15 protein-coding genes and 2 pseudogenes are annotated in these 16012 nt (G+C 65.8%); 12 read left to right on the top strand and 5 right to left on the bottom strand.

Annotated elements, in window-relative coordinates; all coding sequences use genetic code 11:
* Nucleotides 1-36: 36 nt before the first annotated feature.
* Nucleotides 37-978, top strand: a complete 942-nt coding sequence (holA, locus tag VE759_RS12820) for a DNA polymerase III subunit delta (protein ID WP_324932862.1) — start codon at nt 37-39, stop codon at nt 976-978.
* 10 nt (nt 979-988) lie between these two features.
* On the opposite strand, the gene VE759_RS12815 is transcribed toward holA, so the two are convergent.
* A complete protein-coding gene (locus VE759_RS12815; RefSeq protein WP_324932693.1) occupies nt 989-2374 on the bottom strand; it encodes a cytochrome P450 in 1386 nt (461 codons plus the stop codon).
* A 69-nt stretch (nt 2375-2443) separates the two neighbouring features.
* Nucleotides 2444-2707, bottom strand: a complete 264-nt coding sequence (gene rpsT, locus VE759_RS12810; RefSeq protein WP_324932691.1) for a 30S ribosomal protein S20 — start codon at nt 2705-2707, stop codon at nt 2444-2446.
* 212 nt (nt 2708-2919) lie between these two features.
* On the opposite strand from rpsT, the gene VE759_RS12805 reads away from it, so the two are divergent.
* Nucleotides 2920-3327: a PPOX class F420-dependent oxidoreductase gene (locus VE759_RS12805; RefSeq protein WP_324932689.1), complete on the top strand. Its 408-nt coding sequence runs from the start codon at nt 2920-2922 to the stop codon at nt 3325-3327.
* A gap of 173 nt (nt 3328-3500) precedes the next feature.
* The gene (locus VE759_RS12800; protein ID WP_324932686.1) at nt 3501-4742 is read left to right on the top strand and encodes an esterase/lipase family protein; all 1242 of its coding nucleotides are present in this window, start codon (nt 3501-3503) and stop codon (nt 4740-4742) included.
* Between the two features lie 5 nt (nt 4743-4747).
* Here the strand turns inward: VE759_RS12800 and VE759_RS12795 are convergent, their stop codons facing one another.
* The gene (locus tag VE759_RS12795; RefSeq protein ID WP_414687901.1) at nt 4748-5761 is read right to left on the bottom strand and encodes an aldo/keto reductase; all 1014 of its coding nucleotides are present in this window, start codon (nt 5759-5761) and stop codon (nt 4748-4750) included.
* 253 nt (nt 5762-6014) lie between these two features.
* Here VE759_RS12795 and VE759_RS12790 point away from each other — a divergent pair, with 253 nt between their 5' ends.
* Nucleotides 6015-6446 (top strand): CBS domain-containing protein, encoded by a 432-nt coding sequence (locus VE759_RS12790; RefSeq protein ID WP_324932683.1) that lies wholly within the window; start codon nt 6015-6017, stop codon nt 6444-6446.
* A gap of 44 nt (nt 6447-6490) precedes the next feature.
* Nucleotides 6491-7099, top strand: coding sequence for a GNAT family N-acetyltransferase (locus VE759_RS12785; protein WP_324932680.1), 609 nt, complete (start codon nt 6491-6493; stop codon nt 7097-7099).
* Nucleotides 7100-7187: 88 nt separating this feature from the next.
* On the opposite strand, the gene VE759_RS12780 is transcribed toward VE759_RS12785, so the two are convergent.
* The gene (locus VE759_RS12780) at nt 7188-7787 is read right to left on the bottom strand and encodes a type II toxin-antitoxin system PemK/MazF family toxin (protein WP_324932677.1); all 600 of its coding nucleotides are present in this window, start codon (nt 7785-7787) and stop codon (nt 7188-7190) included.
* Between VE759_RS12780 and lepA the strand changes: the two are divergent.
* Together lepA and VE759_RS12770 are read left to right on the top strand one after the other, a co-directional pair.
* Nucleotides 7776-9753, top strand: a pseudogene (gene lepA / locus VE759_RS12775) (translation elongation factor 4). The gene VE759_RS12780 and the pseudogene lepA overlap by 12 nt on opposite strands.
* 28 nt (nt 9754-9781) lie before the next feature.
* Nucleotides 9782-10516 carry a sensor domain-containing protein gene (locus VE759_RS12770; protein ID WP_324932671.1) on the top strand — a complete coding sequence of 245 codons (735 nt, stop codon included), beginning with the start codon at nt 9782-9784 and terminating at the stop codon, nt 10514-10516.
* A gap of 7 nt (nt 10517-10523) precedes the next feature.
* Here VE759_RS12770 and VE759_RS12765 read toward each other — a convergent pair whose 3' ends face one another.
* Nucleotides 10524-12518: a glycoside hydrolase family 15 protein gene (locus tag VE759_RS12765; protein ID WP_324932668.1), complete on the bottom strand. Its 1995-nt coding sequence runs from the start codon at nt 12516-12518 to the stop codon at nt 10524-10526.
* 76 nt (nt 12519-12594) lie between these two features.
* Here VE759_RS12765 and VE759_RS22910 point away from each other — a divergent pair.
* The 5 genes and pseudogenes from VE759_RS22910 to cysW all read left to right on the top strand — a co-directional run.
* Nucleotides 12595-12783, top strand: a pseudogene (locus VE759_RS22910) (hypothetical protein); the annotation flags it as partial.
* A 241-nt stretch (nt 12784-13024) separates the two neighbouring features.
* The gene (locus tag VE759_RS22905) at nt 13025-13153 is read left to right on the top strand and encodes an Ms4533A family Cys-rich leader peptide (protein WP_414687900.1); all 129 of its coding nucleotides are present in this window, start codon (nt 13025-13027) and stop codon (nt 13151-13153) included.
* A gap of 121 nt (nt 13154-13274) precedes the next feature.
* The gene (locus tag VE759_RS12755) at nt 13275-14330 is read left to right on the top strand and encodes a sulfate ABC transporter substrate-binding protein (protein ID WP_324932665.1); all 1056 of its coding nucleotides are present in this window, start codon (nt 13275-13277) and stop codon (nt 14328-14330) included.
* Complete coding sequence (gene cysT / locus VE759_RS12750) at nt 14327-15202, top strand: sulfate ABC transporter permease subunit CysT (protein WP_324932662.1); 876 nt, start codon at nt 14327-14329, stop codon at nt 15200-15202. The genes VE759_RS12755 and cysT overlap by 4 nt, the downstream gene beginning before the upstream one ends.
* Nucleotides 15199-16011, top strand: coding sequence for a sulfate ABC transporter permease subunit CysW (gene cysW, locus VE759_RS12745; protein ID WP_324932659.1), 813 nt, complete (start codon nt 15199-15201; stop codon nt 16009-16011). The genes cysT and cysW overlap by 4 nt, the downstream gene beginning before the upstream one ends.
* Nucleotide 16012: the final 1 nt, after the last annotated feature.

Below are 16012 nucleotides of genomic sequence, written 5' to 3'. Positions count from 1 at the left end.
GACCCGTGGCACGATCGTCGGGTGAGCTCAGAGGCACTGCATGTGGTGCTTGGCGACGAAGAGCTGCTCGTCGAGCGCGCGGTGGCGGCGGTGCTACGGGCGGCGCGCGAGCGGGCCGGCATCGACGACGTCCCGGTGGATCGGCTGCGTGCCGGCGAGATTGACACCAACGAGTTCGCCGAACTGCTCAGCCCGTCACTGTTCGCCGACGAACGCGTGGTGGTGCTCGAGGCGGCCGCCGACGCCGGTAAGGACGCCGCCGCGCTGATCGCCGACGCGGCGGCGGACCTGCCGCCCGGCACCATGCTGGTCGTCCTGCACTCGGGCGGCGGGCGCGCGAAGGCACTCGCCGGCCGGCTGCGCGAACTCGGCGCCACCGTGCATCCCTGCGCACGAATCACGAGGGCGGCCGAGCGCGCCGACTTCGTCCGCGCCGAACTGCGATCGCTGGGCGTCACCGTCGATGACGGCATGGTGACCGCCCTGCTGGACGCCGTTGGCTCCGACCTGCGCGAATTAGCCTCGGCCTGTTCACAATTGGTCGCCGATACCGGCGGTCACGTCGACGCCGAAGCGGTGGGCCGGTACTACAGCGGCAAGGCGGAGGTGAAGGGTTTCGACATCGCCGACAAGGCGGTGGCTGGTGACGTCGGCGCCGCCGCGGAGGCGTTGCGCTGGGCCATGATGCGCGGTGAACCGCGTGTTGTGCTAGCCGACGCGCTGGCGGAGGCGGTGCATCTGATCGCCCGTGTCGGCCCATTGTCGGGCGGCCCCGATCGAGTGGCCGCCGAACTGGGGTTGCCGCCGTGGCGGGTGAAGAAGGTGCAGCGACAAGCTCGGCGCTGGTCGAACGAATCGGTCGCAACCGCAATGCGATTGGTCGCGACGCTGAACGCTGACGTCAAAGGCGCGGCGGCCGACGCCGACTACATCTTGGAAGCGACGGTGCGAAGGGTTGCCGAGCTGGCAAGGCCGTAGGTCGCAAACTTCAGGCCGGGACGAGCGTGCTGCGCCGTCGTACGTGAGCCCGAATTGGTCCACCCGCGACGAGCGTAAACGGCACCGCGACGGCGAAATCGTCGTCGTCCGAGCAAATTTCGACGGACCGGATGATCGTCGCCAAACCCAAGGTCGCTTCCAGCATCGCAAAGTGATCCCCAATGCACGACCTCGGTCCCGCACCAAACGGAATGTACTGCCAGCGGTCCCGCGATTTCGATTGTTCCGGTGCGAAGCGATCCGGGTCGAACGTCAGCGGGTCGGTCCACAGCTTCGGGTCGCGATGCATTGCATAGATTCCGACGACAACCAAGGTGCCCGCCGGCACCCGATATCCGTCGACCGCGATGTCCTTCATGGCGAGCCGAACGGTAATCGGTGCCGGCGGGCACAGCCGCAGCGCCTCGTTGAGGACCTGAACCGTGAACCCCAGGCTGGACACGTCGTCGGGCGTCAATTGGCGGTCACCCAACTCGGCGACCTCGGCCAGCACCCGATTCTGGATATCGGGATGGTGGCCCAGTGCCCACAATGCGTACGTCAGCGTCGTCGCGGTCGTATCGTGACCGGCCGCCATGAACACGACGAGTTCATGAGCAATGTCGTTGTCGGTCAATGGTCGACCGGTGGCCGGATCTGTCGCGGCGATCAGTGCACGAACGAGCGGAGCCTCGACATCGGGGTCACGCCGGCACGCGCCGATGATGTCCATGGCGAGTCGGTCGAATACGGCGATGGCCGAGCGTGCCCGTCGGCGGGCCGGCGTCGGAAACCACGATGGTGCCCGCACCGGCCGCCAGCCTCGGTCCGATACGTAGTCCTGGACGACGCGAAGAGCGTTGCCCAGATCGTCGGCCTGGCTGTCGAGGTCAACCGCCAGTACCGACCGACCCAACGCCCGCAACGTCAGTTTGCGAGCCTGCGCGTCGAGGTCGATGTCGGCGCCGTCGGGCCATGCCGAGGCCAGGTTGTTCGCCGCCTCGGCCATGTGGCCGCCGAACCTCGTCACGTGCTTCTTGGTGAACACCGGCTGCAGCAACCGGCGGCGCGGTAGCCACTCGGCGTGGTTGAAGTTGAACAACGCCCCGCCGGACAGGCGTTGTTGGTCGCGGAAGAGCGGGAGGTCCCGGTCGACGAACGGGTAACTGAGGCTGAGCACGTCGTGCGCCGCGCGCGGCGAGGTCGTCACGACGAAAGGCGGCGTCAGCCAGTTGGGCGCCAGCGCGTGCCGAGTGACAGGACCGCCCGCGTCGCGCAGCGCTTCCGAGCCGGTGTGATACATCCGTGCGGCTTTCATCCGCAACAGATACGGCAGGGGGTTCTTCGGGGCCAGCGGTAGCGCCGCGACATCGAGGGTTGGTGGCGGGATGACCATGTCAGGCCCCTATCGGTAGCAGCTGACGAAATACTCGTCGGCGCTGCCGGGGCCGGATAGAGTAGCCGACTACCCGATTTTGTTGAAGGTGCGGGCCAGCGCCGACTTGCGATTGGCGGCCTGGTTCTTGTGGATGACGCCCTTGCTGGCGGCCTTGTCCAGCTGGCGGCTCGCCGACAGCAACAACTCCTCGGCCGTTGCCTTGTCACCGGCTTCAGCGGCCGCACGGAACTTACGGGTTGCCGTATGAAGCGACGACTTCACCGACTTGTTGCGAAGCCGCCGGCGCTCGTTGGTGCGGTTGCGCTTCTCCTGCGACTTGATGTTGGCCACGCGTTAGTTCCTTCAAATTTCTCGAAGCTGGGATTGTCTGGAGGGCCGCCGGACGGGCGCCGATCGTTCAGGCTACCAGCCGCGCATCGAATCTCCCAATGCGGCAGCGGCGGCGGTAGTGGGTTTGTCGCCAGCCGGTGAAAGCACATGGTAACGGGCCGCCCGAAATGAAATCGGAATTAGAAGTCGCCGATCAGGTGTTGTCGGGAGTTATGGCGGTAGCTCTCCCTGATGAGGTGAAGAAGTACCTCGACGACCCCACGGTGTTGGCGACACTTGCCACGATCATGCCCGACGGGCGGCCGCACCTTACCGTTGTCTGGATCAAGCGCGATGGCAACGACCTGCTGATCTCCACCACCGTGGATCGGCAGCAGGGCAAGAACGTCGTTCGCGACCCGCGCGTCGCCGTGACCATCGCCGCACCCGACAACCCTTATTGGTACGCCGAAGTTCGGGGGACTGCCACCGTGACGTCAGACCCGGGCAGGGATCTGCCCAATGAGTTGTCCCGCAAATACACCGGCCAGGATTTCGTCAGGTTCAACCCGGCCTCAATAAACGACGCCGAGCGGCTCATAGTGCGCGTCACTCCGGAAAAGATCACGGGCCAACTCTGAGTCGCGACCCGCTCGCGCACAAGCTCGGCGACACCCGCTCAAACTGACCCACTACCGCGCACTGGCCTGCCGAAACGGCGCGGGTGGTGCAGCTTGGGCGGCGGGGGGCGAGAAATCGGTCATTAGAAGATACTGTGCGGTCATTGGGTGCTGTCTGTTCACGAGGGGTAGGGATGCAGGGACGTGATATCCGGGCGGTCGGCGAGTTGGCGGGTGAAGCATCGACTGTCGTGACGACGCTGGTGCATGACATGCATGCCGGCATCGCGCGACGCGTGTTCCGATCGATCGGCCCGTCGTCAAGGCCCACTCAGGTCATTCACGACGGCATCGCGCGGTCCATCTATGGCGCCGTGGACCACGGGTTACGCAGGGCGGCGCGGGGCGGTGGGGCGTTGGCGTCGCGGGTCTGGGGCTTCGACGACGACCCGGCGCTGGACTCAAGCGAGCGGGTGGCCGCAGCGATAGCCGCGGTCAACGGCATTTGCGGCGATCAATTGGCGTCACACCGAAACAGTCTGGCGGCGACAATGCAGATTCGGCAGCACGGGACGGTGATACCGCTCAGCGCGGAGTCACTCGCTGCGGCGTTCCCGCAAGCCACCGGTCGGGTCGCGGTCTTTCTGCATGGCTGGTGCCTCACCGAGCGATCTTGGCAACGCCGGCCGCGCACCGGCGACGAGGTGCGGACCTACGGCCAACGCCTCAAGGAGGATCTCGGCATTACGCCGATCTATCTGCGATACAACACCGGCCTGCATATCTCGCAAAACGGCCAAACGCTCGCCGACATGCTCGAGCAATTACAGCTGCTGTGGCCGGTGCCGATCGATGAACTCTTCTTGGTCGGCCATTCGATGGGCGGCCTTGTCGCGCGTAGTGCCGGGTACTACGGCATGCAGTTGCATCACTGGTGGACCGCCGCGGTGCGCCACGTCGTGTGCCTCGGATCGCCGCATCTGGGCGCCGACCTGGAGAAGGGTGTCAATGTCGCGGCGTGGGCGCTGGCGCGGCTGCCCGAAACCCGCGCTGCCGCGAGCTTTCTGAACGCACGCAGCTCCGGAATCAAGGATATGCGCTTCGGTGCCTGCATCGAGGAGGACTGGCGCGACTGCGATCCGGACGAGTTCCTGCGGGACCGCTGCCACGAGGTGCCGTTTCTGCCCAGCGCCGCTTACCATTTCGTCGCCACCACCGCTGGCCCGCCGGCGCTCGGTCGAGTTCTCGGCGACCGGTTGGTCCGCTCGTACAGCGCGACCGGCGCGGGCAAGTCGCGCAAAATCCCGTTCGAACCGGACGACGGGCTGACGCTGACCGGTCTGCACCATTTCGACCTACTGAATCACCCGCAAATCTATGAGAAGTTGCGGGAGTGGATCAGCACCGCGCCGGCGCAGTTCGCGGCTGGGCGGTAATTCGACTACTCGCGGCCGGCCGACACCCAGGTCAGGTCCCCGTATCTGTTGCCGGACACCGCCGCTCCAGCCTGATCCAGCGCGTCGATCTGCTCAGCAGTCAACGTCACCGACAACGACCCCAGGTTCTCGTCGACGCGCGCAGCGCGCCGGGTGCCCGGGATCGGCACCGACGCCACGCCGAGCGCGTCGGCGCGGTACCGCAACCATGCCAGCGCCACCTGCGCGGCCGTCGCGCCCTGTTGGTCGGCCACAGACTTGACGACGTCGACGACGGCGAGGTTGGCGTCCAATGCGCCCTGGGCGAACCTCGGCATCGTGCGGCGGAAATCAGTCGGCGACGAAAGGTCCGCGGCGGTGCGCACAGTTCCGGTCAAAAAACCCCGGCCCAGCGGCGAATAGGGCACGAAACCCACGCCGAGCTCGGCCGCCGTCGGCACCACCCGGCGTTCCACGTCGCGGCTCCAGATCGACCATTCGCTCTGCACCGCGGCGATCGGATGCACCGCGACCGCGGCCCGCAGCTCGTCGGCCGTCACCTCCGACAGGCCGAGGTGGCGCACCTTGCCGGCGTTCACGAGTTCGGCCATCGCACCAACGGTTTCCTCGATCGGTACGTTGACGTCGCGACGATGCATGTAGTACAGGTCGACGACATCGGTGTTCAGCCGGTGCAGGCTTTCTTCGATGCACTGCCGCACATACGCCGCGTCGCCCCGCGCCGACGGTCTCGCGGCGGCCCGGTCTGCCGGATTGCCTGTGATGCCGAATTTGGTTGCCAGCGTTACCTCATCGCGGCGATCGGCGAGCACTTTCGCGATGAGCCGCTCGTTGCTTCCCGCGCCGTAGATGTTGGCGGTGTCGATGAACGTCACGCCGACGTCCAGGCAATGGTTCAGGGTTGCCAGCGACTCGTTGTCGTCGACGTCGCCGTACACCGGCGTCAGCGCCATCGCGCCGAATCCCATTGCGCTGACAGTCAATCCGTCGCCGAGTTGGACGGTGGGTGCTGCGGTCAAGGTGAGCTCCTTTCGTGGCGCCGAGAACACGGCCAGGATGGTCAGGTTCGGCGACTATCCGCGCGGCGCCGGCCGGCCGCGGCCCGTTCGGCCGCTTCGGCGATGCCGAGTACCGCCAATTCGACAACATCGATCGCCATGAAACCGAGGGTAGGTGCTCCGGCGCGCGCCAATGCAACCCGATCGTGCCTTTCGCGAAGGCGGCTTAAGACTTAGATTGATGTGAACCGGATCACAAGCGGCGGAGGCATCGATGCGGATCTCGGACGTCCTGCGGAACAAGGGCTCGGCGGTGGCGATTATCACCCCCGAGGCGTCGGTGAGCGAGCTACTCGCTGGGCTTGCCGAGCACAACATCGGCGCGATGGTGGTCGTCGGGCCGGACGGCGTTGAGGGCATCGTGTCCGAGCGCGACATCGTGCGCAGACTGCACGAGCGCGGTGCCGACCTGCTCGATAGGCCTGTCTCGGACATCATGACGACGGTCGTCGTGACCTGTGCGCCCGGCGACTCGGTGGACAGCCTCAGCGCGCTGATGACCAAGAACCGGGTCCGGCACGTCCCGGTCATCGAGGGTGGGCAGCTCGCCGGCATCGTCAGCATCGGCGACGTGGTCAAGCGGCGGATGGACGAGCTGGAGTCCGAGCAGGAGCAGTTGCAGGCCTACATCACGCAGGGCCGCTGACCAGCCGCCGGCTGCCGCGCCGCTGGAACCAGCGGCCATCGCAGATGGGCGAAATCGACGTGCGTCCGGTGCACAGGGCCGATGTCCGGGTGTCGTCGCGGGTGCTGGGGCGCGCCTTCTACGACGATCCGGTGATGACCTGGATGATGCCCGACTCCGCGGCGCGGGCCAAGGGCCTGCCGCGGGGGTTTGCCACGATGACCCGACACCACTTCCTGGCCCGCGGCGGCTCGGAGGTGGCAACCCGCGACGGCGCCATCGGCGGCGCCGCGCTGTGGGATCCGCCCGGCAAGCGGAAGTCGTCGCGGCTGGAAGAGCTGGTGATGATGCCGGGACTGCTCTGGGCCTTCCGCTGGCGGGTGTCGGTGATGGAACCGGTTCTCGAGTTGATGGAAGCTAACCATCCCGAGGAACCGCACTGGTATCTAATGATCATCGGCAGCGATCCGACGGTGCGAGGAGCGGGCCTCGGGCAGGCGTTGATGCGCTCGCGCCTGGATCGCTGCGACCAGGAGCACGCGCCGTCGTATCTGGAGGCGACCAAGCCGGAGTTAGTGCCCTATTACCAGCGGTTTGGCTTTGAGGTGACGGGGGAGATCAAGCTTCCCGACGGCGGACCCTCGATGTGGCCGATGTGGCGAACCCCGCGGTGAAAGGCGCGGCCTCCAGCGGCCGAGATTGGGGGTTGGGCGGGCAAGTGGCGGTCTGATTTCGGCGACGGAATTTTGGCGACTGACGAGCCTAACTCCAGGAGTATTCGGCGCGCAGCCGGGCGGCCACCACCTCGAATGTGACGCGATCGAGGATCGCGCCCTCACGGCGAATGCTTTCCTCTGGAACGTCGAGCACCCGGTCCAGCCGCACCCAGCTGGCGCGTCCGTCGTAATCCCAACTGCCCGAACCAATTCCGACCCAGTTCCGGTCGTCGCGGTGATGCTCCTGACTGGACAGCATCAATCCGAGCAGCGTACGACGGTCCCGGCCGACGACCAGGACCGGTCGGTCCTTGCCGCGGGTTGGGTCATCTTCGTAGACCACCCAGGTCCAGACGATCTCGCCGGGGTCGGCGCGACCGTCCAGGTCTGGGGCGTAAACCAGCTTCCTGGCCCGCTGCGCGGTAGGGAAACTATTTTTGGTCACCGGTCGGCCCGCCGCGATCGCCGGCGTGTCCTCGGATGAACCGGTCAGGGCGTCCAGCCCGATCTTGATGCCAGCCTGGATACCTCGTTGCAGGCCCGGCGAGTTCTGCAATTGCCGGATGAACTTGGGCGCCTCGTAGAACACCAGGTTCTCGGCGGCCTTCCCCAACCGCCGTTGCAACGTCTTCCACTGCGACGCCATGCGAACGAGCATAGGCGTTTGACCGTTCACGATTAGTTGCGCGGTCGCGCGCCCCGATACGCTGGGAGTGCTCGAGGCAACGTTCAACCAGGAGATTTCCATCAGCAGTTTCGCCGACCACACCTTCACGGCGCCGGCGCAGATTCGGAATTTCTGCATCATCGCCCACATCGATCACGGCAAGTCGACCCTGGCCGACCGGATGCTGCAGCTGACCGGTGTGGTGGACGAGCGCTCGATGCGCGCGCAGTACCTGGACCGGATGGACATCGAGCGGGAGCGCGGTATCACGATCAAGGCGCAGAACGTGCGTCTGCCGTGGCGGGTAGACGGCACTGATCATGTCTTGCACCTGATCGACACGCCTGGCCACGTCGACTTCACCTACGAAGTGTCACGGGCGTTGGAGGCGTGCGAGGGTGCGGTGCTGCTGGTGGACGCCGCGCAGGGCATCGAGGCGCAGACGCTGGCAAACCTGTACCTGGCGCTGGACCGTGACCTGGTCATCATCCCGGTGCTCAACAAGATCGACCTGCCTGCCGCCGATCCGGATCGCTACGCCGCCGAAATCGCCCACATCATCGGCTGCGAGCCCAGCGAAGTGTTGCGAGTGTCGGGCAAGACCGGCGAGGGCGTGGCGGACCTGCTCGACCACGTGGTGCGCGAGGTGCCGTCGCCGACCGGTGACCCGGACGCCCCGACCCGGGCGATGATCTTCGACTCGGTGTACGACATCTACCGCGGCGTGGTGACCTATGTCCGCGTCGTCGACGGGAAGATCTTGCCCCGTGAGCGGATCAAGATGATGTCCACCGGTGCGACCCACGAATTGCTGGAGGTGGGCATCGTTTCGCCGGAACCGAAACCGGCCGACGGCCTCGGCGTCGGTGAGGTCGGTTATCTGATCACCGGTGTGAAGGACGTCCGGCAATCGAAGGTCGGCGACACGGTCACCGCCGCGCGCCACGGCGCCACCGAGGCGCTGACGGGCTATCGCGAACCCAAGCCGATGGTCTATTCCGGCTTGTATCCGGTCGACGGCTCGGACTATCCGAATCTCCGCGACGCGCTTGACCGGCTGCGGCTCAACGACGCGGCGCTGGCCTACGAGCCGGAGACGTCGGTCGCGCTCGGGTTCGGCTTCCGCTGCGGGTTTCTCGGACTGCTGCACATGGAGATCACCCGCGAGCGACTCGAGCGCGAATTCGACTTGGACCTGATTTCCACGTCGCCGAACGTGGTCTACCGGGTGGTGCTCGACGGTCGCAATGAGGCTGGCAATGAGGCTGGCAGTGAGAAGGTCGTGACGAACCCGTCCGACTGGCCGGCGGGAAAGATCCGAACGGTGTACGAGCCGGTCGTCAAGACCACGATCATCGCGCCGAGCGAATTCATCGGCACGATCATGGAGCTTTGCCAATCGCGTCGCGGCGAGTTGGGCGGCATGGATTACCTCTCGCCGGAGCGTGTCGAACTGCGCTACACGATGCCGCTCGGCGAGATCATCTTCGACTTCTTTGACGCGCTGAAGTCGCGCACCCGCGGCTACGCGAGCCTGGATTACGAGGAGGCCGGCGAGCAGGCGGCCGATCTGGTCAAGGTCGACATCCTGCTGCAGGGCGAGGCCGTCGACGCGTTCAGCGCGATCGTGCACCGCGACGCCGCGGCCGAATACGGCCGCAAGATGACCGCCAAGCTCAAGGAGCTGATTCCGCGTCAGCAATTCGAGGTCCCGGTGCAGGCGGCGATCGGCTCGAAAATTATCGCGCGCGAGAACATTCGGGCGCTCCGCAAGGACGTGCTTTCGAAGTGCTACGGCGGTGACATCACCCGCAAGCGCAAACTGTTGGAGCGACAGAAGGAAGGCAAGAAGCGGATGAAGACCATCGGGCGTGTCGACGTGCCTCAGGAGGCCTTCGTCGCGGCGTTGTCGACCGACGCAGGCGGCGACAAGGCGAAGAAATAACGCCCCTGCAGTGGGCCACAATGGCGGGGTGCGCAATATTGCCGCGCCTGTGCGGGCGTGCGCTGTCGGAGTCGTCGCGGTCGCCGTCGTAGCCAGCGGCTGCGTGCAAACGATAAGCGGCTCGCCGGTTAAGGCGCCGGGGGGCAACAGCATTCCGAACACGGCCAACGTGCCGCCGCTGTCGGAATCACAGCTGGACCATCTGTTGCTGCCGGTGCGCAATATCAACGTGATCGTCGGCGGCACGGACGTGGAGGTGGTTGCCGCGGCCCAGAACCCGGGTGATCACTACGCCGTCATCTCCGACCTGGGCTGTCTGGGCGCGGTGTACGCGGGGGACGAGCGCGTGTACGCCGGCAGCGGCTGGACCGCTGCGCGAGACGCGGAGTTGCGCGAACCAAGCGACACGAACGAGCACTGGGTTGAACAGACAGCCGTGCTGTACCCGTCGGCCGAACAAGCCAAGAAATTCTTCGACACGTCGAGCGATCAATGGCGCAGGTGCACGAACTCGGCGGTGGCCATTGACGAAAGCGGCTACGGCGATGTCATCTTCTGGACGCTGGGCGACGTGCACAAGGCCGGCGAGTCCGTCATCACCCTGGACTCGTTCCAGGAGGAATCCGACGGCTGGACTTGTCAACATGCGATGGGCCTGGTGTCGAACCTCATCGCCGAGAGCTTCGCGTGCGGCCGCAGCATCACCGATGAGGCGGAGCAGATCGTCGACGGGATCATGGACAACGCCGCGGCGCAAAAGTGATCCGGCGCTACATCGGCGCGTTGGCCGGCTGGAACACCCCCGTGCTGTCGGCTTCCTCTTCGGCCCGGATCACGTGCACCACCGCATTGATCAGCGCCAGGTGGGTGAACGCTTGCGGGAAGTTGCCCAGATGGCGGCCGGTGCGCGGCTCGATCTCCTCGGCATAGAGATGCAACGGGCTGGCGAACGACAACAGCCGCTCACACAGGTGCTTGGCCCGGCTCACCTCGCCGATCTCCACCAGCGTCGAAACCAGCCAGAACGAGCAGATCGTGAATGTGCCCTCCTCGCCCGACAGGCCGTCGTCGGTTTCCTCGATCCGGTAGCGCAGCACCAGACCGTCCTCGGTGAGCTCGTCGGCGATCGCGAGCACAGTGGCGCGCACGCGCGGGTCGTCCGCCGGCAGGAACCGGGTCAGCACCGCCAGCAGCAGCGAGGCGTCCAGCGCGTCGGAGCCGTAGCGCTGCACCAGCACGCCGCGCTTGTCCACGCCGTTGGCCAGCACGTCGGCCTTGATCTCCTCGGCGATCGCCCGCCACTGCTGGGCATAGCTGCGCTCGCCCTGCAGCTCGGCGAGTTTGGCCCCGCGATCGAGCGCGACCCAGCACATGATCTTCGACGACGTGAAGTGCTGCGGCTCGCCGCGCACTTCCCAAATGCCACGGTCCGGCTCGCGCCAGTGCTTGATCGCCTCCTCGACCTGGTTCTTGAGCACCGGCCACAGTTGGTCGGACATCTGCTCCCGCGATTTGGCGTGCAGGTACACCGAGTCGAGCATGGTGCCCCAGATATCGTGCTGCTGTTGGTTGTACGCGCCGTTGCCGATGCGCACCGGCCGGGCGCCGTCGTAGCCGGACAGGTGATGCATCTCTTCTTCGACGAGGCTGCGTTCACCGCCGACGGCATACATCACCTGGAGGGGATGGCGTTCGCCGTTGTTGGCTCCGGAGACATCGGCGATGAACGAGAAGAAGTCGTCGGCCTCACGGTCCAAGCCGAGTGTGTAAAGACCCCACAGCGCAAATGTCGAGTCTCGCACCCAGGCATAGCGGTAATCCCAATTGCGTTCGCCCCGTGGGCTTTCCGGCAGCGACGTCGTCGGAGCGGCGAGCAGCGCGCCGGTCGGCGAGTACGTCAGCCCCTTCAGCGTCAGCGCGCTGCGCTGCAGGAACGACCGCCACGGGTGATCGGGGAAGTCGCCGATGTTGATCCACTGCCGCCAGCACTCGCTGGTCGTCCACATCTTGTCGGCTGCCTCGTCGTAGGTCTGCGGCGCCGGGTGCCTGGACCAGCTGAGCGCGACGAAAACGTTGTCACCTTCGGTCAGTCGCGTCCTGGCCCGGGCCTCGCGGCCCTCCAACCCGATGCGAAGGTTCGTGGTGAGCTTGAGTTTCGGGTGCGCATCGGCGTCGTTGCGGGCCCGCGCGATCGCCTCGCCGTAAGCGTTGGCCGAGTACTCCCAGCCCGCGCTGATCCGGTGGTAGTCGAACGACGGCTCGCAGTTCATCATCAGCTCGACGGTGCCGCTGACGCATCGCACGGTGCGCAACAGGATGTGCTCGGCATCCCAGTCCATCGGCGTTCGGCGATGAGTCCGTGACCGGGATTCGATGTCGTGCCACGGGCCCATGACGAGCGCGTCGCGGACGATCAACCAACCGGTATGCGTTTGCCAGGTCGTTTCGAGGATCAGGCTTCCGGGTAGGTACCGGCGGGCGGCCGGCACCGACACGCCGTACGGGCCGAGCCGAAAATGCCCGGCCGCACGGTCGAGGACGGCGCCGAACACGCTAGGGGAGTCCGGCCTGGGCACACACATCCATTCCACCGATCCGCTGGAGGAGATCAGACAGGTGTTTTCACAGTCGGACAAGAACGCGTAATCGGCGATCGGCGGGAAGGGGTTGCGAGTCGACCCCGGCGCGTACGGCACCGGGCTGGTCGACGCGAAGCGTGCCTCATGTGGCTCTTCATGTGCCTGTTCGGCGGCGCTCAGAACCATGAGGCAATCATCGGCTGCCGAGGCGCTTCACGTCCACTTGTGCCGCCACACGGCGCGCCGCAGCTACCCTGGGGCCGTGGCCGGGATCCTGAGCTGGTGGGATGGCGTCGAACTGTGGCTGTCCGGGCTTGGCTTCGTGGTCCAGACCATCGTGGTGATGCCGGTGGTACTGGCGCTGGCCTACGGCATCGCGGTCGCGCTCGACGCAGCGTTTGGCCAGGGCATTCGGGTGTTGCAGCGGGCACGCCGCGGGGATCAATCCCCGGTCGCTTCGCTCCTGCCCTCCGGCGACCAATCCCCGGTCGCTTCGCTCCTGCCCTCCGGCGACCAATCCCCGGTCGCTTCGCTTCTGGACTCGGGCGACGAGAAGGGACGATGAACGCACTGCCCAAGTCACGGGTGACGTTGGTGCTGGTCATCCTGGTGCTGGTGGTGATCGTGGCGTGGTTGCTGACCCGATAGGCGCAGCTCTGGCGACCAGGGAGAACTCTGTTAGGCTTCGCGCCATGCGTGCAGCCTCCGGCAGGTTGAGCTCCCGGTCGCTTCGCTTCGGCCCGTCGGCCCGCGAGTGCTACGTGTTGGCGCTCATCGCAGTGGGCGATTGCGCTGTCGCTGATATTCACTGTTGTCGCTGACTCCATGCCTACCTGCGGTTTGGTGTCGGTGTTGGCTGTTTATCGGTTCGCATACTGATCCGTCGCCTTTCCGCGGAACGGGCATTCCCCGCCAGCCCCGCCCCGCAGTGAAAGGTCAACAATGCACAACGTCTACAAATCCGTTTTCGGGTCCGTCGTCAAATCCTGGCGTACAAGTGCCGCTCTTGGTCTTACCGCGACCGTTGTCGTCGCCTGCGGCGGCGGCGCCAGCGATGTCGCGGGTGGCGGCGGCGGCCAGGCAAACGCCACCACCAAACTCACGCTGGTGGCCTACTCGGTCCCCGAACCGGGATGGAGCAAGATCGTTCCCGCGTTCAGCGCGACCGAGCAGGGCAAAGGCGTTCAGATCACCACCTCCTACGGGGCATCCGGTGATCAGTCCCGTGGTGTCGTCGACGGTAAGCCCGCCGACGTCGTCAACTTCTCGCTCGAGCCCGACGTGACCCGGCTGGTCAAGGCGGGCAAGGTAGCGGCCGATTGGAATAAGGACGCGACCAAGGGCATTCCGTTCGATTCGGTCGTCACGTTCGTGGTCCGCCAGGGCAACCCGAAGAACATCAAAGACTGGGACGATCTGCTGCGGCCCGGTATCGAGGTCGTGACCCCGAGCCCGTTGAGTTCCGGTTCGGCCAAATGGAACCTGCTTGCTCCGTACGCCGCCAAGAGCAATGGCGGACAGGACCAGCAGGCGGGCCTCGACTTCGTCCAGAAACTGGTCAGCGAGCACATCAAGGTGCGCCCAGGTTCCGGGCGCGAAGCCACCGATGTCTTCGTGCAGGGCACCGGCGACGTGCTGCTGAGTTACGAGAATGAGGCGATCAACGTCGAGCGGCAGGGCAAGCGCGTGCAACACCTCGCTCCGCCGCAGACCTTCAAGATCGAAAACCCGTTGGCGGTGGTCAGCACCAGCGCACACCTGGAAAAGGCCACCCAGTTCAAGAACTACCAGTACACGCCCGAGGCGCAGCGGCTGTGGGCACAGGCGGGTTTCCGGCCGGTCGACCCGGCGGTGGCAGCCGAATTCGCAGGCGAGTTCCCGCTGCCGCAGAAACTGTGGACGATTGCCGACCTCGGCGGATGGAGTGCGGTCGATCCGGCGTTATTCGACAAGGACAACGGCAGCATCACCAAGATCTACAAGCAGGCAACCGGATGACAGCTGCGGTCGAGCCGAATCCCGAGGCGAGCCGGCCGGAACTCGGCGAGGACTACGGCCGGCGGGCCGGCTTGCCCAGCCGTGGCGATGGTGCCTCGCTGCGGGTCGGTGTCGCGGTGCTGTGGCTGAGCGTGATCGTCCTGCTGCCCCTCGCGGCGATCCTGTGGCAGTCCGCCAAGGGCGGTTGGTCGGCGTTTTCCGCCGCGGTGAGCTCGCCGTCGGCGATCGAGTCGTTCCGGGTCACGCTGACGATCTCGGCGGCGGTCACCGTGATCAACGTGGTGTTCGGGCTGCTGGTGGCGTGGGTACTTGTTCGGGATGAGTTTCCGGGCAAGCGGGTCGTCGACGCCGTGATCGACTTGCCCTTCGCGCTGCCCACCATCGTGGCCAGCGTCGTGCTGTTGGCCCTTTACGGTCCCAACAGCCCGGTCGGCATCCACCTGCAGCACACGGCATGGGGCGTGGGAGTTGCGCTGTTGTTCGTTACATTGCCGTTGGTGGTGCGCGCAGTGCAGCCGGTGGTGCGGGAGGTCGACCGCGAGGCCGAGCAGGCGGCCGCGTCGCTGGGCGCCAACAACTGGACGATCTTCACCAGGATCGTCCTGCCGGCGCTGACGCCGGCGTTGTTGTCCGGCGCGGGGCTCGCATTCTCTCGTGCGATCGGCGAATTCGGTTCGGTGGTGCTGATCGGCGGCGCGGTCCCGGGCAAGTCCGAGGTGTCCTCGCAGTGGATCCGGACACTGATCGAGAACGACGACCGCACCGGCGCCGCCGCGATTTCGATTGTGCTATTGGCTATTTCGTTTGTCGTGTTGTTCATCCTGCGAGCGCTGGGTTCGCGCGCAGCCAAGCGACAGGAGCTGGCCGCTTGATCCTGTCGCCGCTGGCCCGTCATCTACTCCGGTACATCGCGTTGGGCTACGTTGCGGTCTTGGTGATCGTGCCGGTGGGGCTGATTCTGTGGCGATCCCTCGCGCCCGGGTTCGGTGAGTTCTTCGCGTCGATCACGACCCCGGCGGCACAGTCCGCGCTTCAGTTGTCGCTGCTCGTCGTCGCGATCGTGGTGCCGCTCAATGTGATATTCGGCGTGCCGACCGCGCTCGCCTTGGCGCGCAACCGCTTCCGGGGTAGGGGTGCGCTGCAGGCGGTCATCGACCTGCCGTTCGCGGTGTCGCCGGTGATCGTCGGTGTGGCGCTGATCCTGCTGTGGGGCTCGGCGGGCCTGTTTGGATTCGTCGAGAGGGACTTGGGATTCAAGATCATCTTCGGCCTGCCCGGCATTGTGCTGGCAAGCATCTTCGTCACGCTGCCGTTCGTCATCCGCGAGGTGGAACCGGTGTTGTACGAGATCGGCACCGATCAGGAAGAGGCGGCGGCGACACTGGGCTCTAGTTGGTGGCAGACGTTCTGGCGTATCACATTGCCGTCCATCCGGTGGGGGCTGACGTATGGCGTCGTCCTGACGGTAGCGCGGACGCTTGGCGAGTTCGGCGCTGTGATCATGGTCTCGTCGAACTTGCCGGGGTCCTCGCAGACGCTCACCCTGCTGGTCAACGACCGGCACAACCGAGGCGCCGAATACGGGTCGTACACGGTCTCAACGCTGCTGATGACTGTCGCAGTGCTGGTGCTTGTGGTGCAGGTGATTTTGGACGCGCGGCGCGCAGGCACCAAGACGTAGG

The organism is Mycobacterium sp., assembly GCF_035640695.1.
In the GTDB taxonomy this organism is placed as follows: Bacteria; Actinomycetota; Actinomycetes; order Mycobacteriales; family Mycobacteriaceae; genus Mycobacterium.
Note: the sequence above shows the minus strand (reverse complement) of the source record. Positions and strands in the feature narration are given on the sequence as shown.

Bases quoted from the DNA above. Each gene is read 5' to 3' on its own strand.
- VE759_RS22905 (WP_414687900.1), top strand. From the start codon at position 13,025: ATGCGTGCAGCCTCCGGCAGGTTGAGCTCCCGGTCGCTTCGCTTCGGC.
- VE759_RS12790 (WP_324932683.1), top strand. From the start codon at position 6,015: ATGCGGATCTCGGACGTCCTGCGGAACAAGGGCTCGGCGGTGGCGATT.
- VE759_RS12785 (WP_324932680.1), top strand. From the start codon at position 6,491: ATGGGCGAAATCGACGTGCGTCCGGTGCACAGGGCCGATGTCCGGGTG.
- VE759_RS12765 (WP_324932668.1), bottom strand. From the start codon at position 12,518: ATGGTTCTGAGCGCCGCCGAACAGGCACATGAAGAGCCACATGAGGCA.
- VE759_RS12780 (WP_324932677.1), bottom strand. From the start codon at position 7,787: ATGGCGTCGCAGTGGAAGACGTTGCAACGGCGGTTGGGGAAGGCCGCC.
- VE759_RS12805 (WP_324932689.1), top strand. From the start codon at position 2,920: ATGGCGGTAGCTCTCCCTGATGAGGTGAAGAAGTACCTCGACGACCCC.
- cysT (WP_324932662.1), top strand. From the start codon at position 14,327: ATGACAGCTGCGGTCGAGCCGAATCCCGAGGCGAGCCGGCCGGAACTC.
- VE759_RS12755 (WP_324932665.1), top strand. From the start codon at position 13,275: ATGCACAACGTCTACAAATCCGTTTTCGGGTCCGTCGTCAAATCCTGG.
- VE759_RS12800 (WP_324932686.1), top strand. From the start codon at position 3,501: ATGCAGGGACGTGATATCCGGGCGGTCGGCGAGTTGGCGGGTGAAGCA.
- VE759_RS12815 (WP_324932693.1), bottom strand. From the start codon at position 2,374: ATGGTCATCCCGCCACCAACCCTCGATGTCGCGGCGCTACCGCTGGCC.